Annotated in this window: 3 protein-coding genes; all 3 read right to left on the bottom strand. The window is 65.8% G+C overall.

Features of this window, described 5'->3' with window-relative positions; translation table 11 throughout:
• Positions 1–1,052: sulfate/molybdate ABC transporter ATP-binding protein (locus C1A35_RS35540; RefSeq protein WP_104668905.1), on the bottom strand; the 1,052-nt coding region annotated here is incomplete at its 3' end.
• Positions 1,053–1,065: 13 nt separating this feature from the next.
• Positions 1,066–1,986, bottom strand: a complete 921-nt coding sequence (cysW, locus tag C1A35_RS35535; RefSeq protein WP_199773113.1) for a sulfate ABC transporter permease subunit CysW — start codon at positions 1,984–1,986, stop codon at positions 1,066–1,068.
• On the bottom strand, positions 1,976–2,809 hold an 834-nt coding region (cysT, locus tag C1A35_RS35530), incomplete at its 5' end, for a sulfate ABC transporter permease subunit CysT (protein WP_104668903.1). The genes cysT and cysW, both read right to left, overlap by 11 nt.

Raw genomic sequence — 2,809 nt, 5'->3', positions numbered from 1 at the left:
GTCTCCGGCCGCCCTTCCCTGAAGAGCTTCCACTTTGTCGGGCGGAAGGCGATGCGGCTGTGGTCGCCGGCGGCGGCGCGTTCGGGGGAGAGTTCGATCTCGACATGCGGATGGTTGCGGCCGAGGTCGAGTTCGAGATGGCGGGTGCCGGCGACGCGGCGGCTGGCGGTGACGAGGCCGGCGAGACAGCCGCCGCAGCCGTCGATCAGCTCGATGTCGTGCGGGCGGAAGTAGAGTTGCGCCGGACCGTCCGGTTCGGAAGGCGCGCGCAAGCCGATCGGCCGGTCCTCGAACCAGATCTCGCCGTTCGACAGCGTGACGGCGAGGTTGTTCGACTGGCCGATGAAGCCGTAGACGAAGGGCGAGACCGGATGGTCGTAGATCTCGTCGGGGGTGCCGACCTGCTCGATCACGCCCTTGCTCATGACGACGACGCGATCGGCGAGCTCCAGCGCCTCGTCCTGGTCATGGGTGACGAAGATGGTGGTGTGGCCGGTGCGGTCGTGGATGTCGCGCAACCACTTGCGCAGCTCTTTGCGGACCTGCGCGTCGAGCGCGCCGAAGGGTTCGTCGAGCAGAAGCACGTTCGGTTCGACCGCCATGGCGCGGGCAAGCGCCACGCGCTGGCGCTGGCCGCCCGACAGCTGCGCCGGATAACGCTTGTCGAGGCCGGAGAGCTGCACCAGGTCGATGAGGTCGAGCGCGCGGCTGCGGATCTCGGCGGCCGGCGGCCGGCGGCCCGCCGGCCGCACCTTCAGCCCGAAGGCGACGTTGTCGAGCACGGTCATGTGGCGGAACAGGGCGTAGTGCTGGAAGACGAAGCCGATGTTGCGCTCCTGCACGGTCTTTTGCGAGGCATCCTCGTCGCCGAAGAAGATCGTGCCTTCGGTCGGGCTTTCGAGACCGGCAACGAGGCGCAGAAGCGTCGTCTTGCCGGAGCCGGAGGGGCCGAGCAGCGCGATCAGCTCGCCGGAGCGGATGTTCAGCGAGACGTCGTCGAGCGCCGGGAAGCGGCCGAATTCCTTGCGGATGTTGTGAACGCGCACGTCCATTGCGTTTGACCTTTCAGTGCCTGCGGCTGGCGGCGATCTCGGCGCTGTAGCGGATCTCCAGCGCCGTCTTCAAAATCAGGGTGATCAGCGCCAGCAGCGCCAGCAACGCCGCCACCGCGAAGGCGGCGACGAAGTTGTATTCATTATAGAGGATTTCGACCTGCAACGGCATGGTGTTGGTCTGCCCACGGATATGGCCGGAGACCACCGACACGGCGCCGAACTCGCCCATGGCGCGGGCGTTGCACAAAAGCACGCCGTAAAGCAGCCCCCATTTGATGTTGGGCAGCGTCACGTGCCAGAAGGTCTGCCAGCCGGATGCCCCAAGCGACAAGGCCGCCTCCTCGTCGCTCGATCCCTGTTCCTGCATCAACGGGATCAGCTCGCGGGCGACGAAGGGGAAGGTGACGAAGACGGTGGCGAGCACCAGCCCCGGCACGGCAAAGAGGATCTGGATGCCATGGCTCTGCAGCCAGGGACCGATCAGGCTGTGCGAGCCGAACAACAGCACGAAGACGAGGCCGGAGATGACCGGCGAGACCGAGAACGGCAGGTCGATCAAGGTCGTCAGGAAGGCCTTGCCCTTGAACTCGAACTTGGCGATCGCCCAGGCGGCGGCGACGCCGAAGACGAGGTTGAGCGGCACGGCGATGGCAGCGACGATCAGCGTCAGGCGGATGGCGGAAAAAGTCTCGGCATCGCCCAGCGCTGCGACGAACTCGCCGATGCCCTTGCGCAGCGCCTCGGTAAAGACGGCGGCAAGCGGCAAAAGCAAAAACAGCGCGACGAAGGCAAGCGCCGTGATCGTCAGCGTCAACCGGGCAAAGCGGCTTTCGGAGGTGGCGGCAGCCAGTTCCGGCAGGGCGCGTTGCGGGCCGGGGGCCGGACCGAGGCCGGGACTGGAAGCGGCGCTGGCGGTCAGATCATGCGACATAGACATATCTCCGCCGGCTCCAGGCCTGGATCGAGTTGATGAGGAGCAGCATGGCAAAGGAGATCGCCAGCATCACGGCGGCAATGGCGGTGGCGGCGGCGTAGTTGAACTCTTCGAGCCTTATGACGATCAGAAGCGGCGCGATCTCGGAGACATAGGGCAGGTTGCCGGCGATGAAGATCACCGAGCCGTATTCGCCGACGCCGCGGGCAAAGGCCAGCGCAAAGCCGGTGAGGCCGGCCGGCAGCAATCCCGGCAAAAGCACCCGGCTGATCGTCTGGAAGCGGCTGGCGCCAAGGGTGGCTGCGGCCTCCTCGACCTCCTTGTCGATCTCCTCCATGATCGGCTGCACGGTGCGCACGACAAAGGGCAGGCCGACGAAGATCAGCGCGATGACGATGCCGGCCGGGGTGAAGGCGACCTTGATGCCGAGCGGTTCGAGGAACTGGCCGATCCAGCCGTTGCCGGCATAAAGCGTCGTCAGCGCGATGCCGGCAACCGCGGTCGGCAGCGCAAACGGCAGGTCGACCATGGCGTCGATCACCCGCTTGCCGGGGAAGCGATAGCGCACCAGCACCCAGGCGAGGATGACACCGAAGATCAGGTTGACGACGGCGGCGACAAAGGCGGTGCCAAACGAGATCTTCAGGGCATTGAGCGTGCGTGGATCAAGCGACAGCGCGACGAATTCAGACCAGCCGAGCCCGCTGGCGCGAAACACCAGACCCGACAACGGGATCAACACGATCAGAACCAGCCAGCTCAGCGTGATCCCGAGCGACAATCCAAATCCAGGCAAAACACTCGGCTGGCGAAATCGCCA

The organism is Ensifer adhaerens (assembly GCF_002940685.1).
Taxonomy (GTDB): domain Bacteria; phylum Pseudomonadota; class Alphaproteobacteria; order Rhizobiales; family Rhizobiaceae; genus Ensifer; species Ensifer adhaerens_E.
This window is presented reverse-complemented; position numbering and strand designations above follow the sequence as displayed.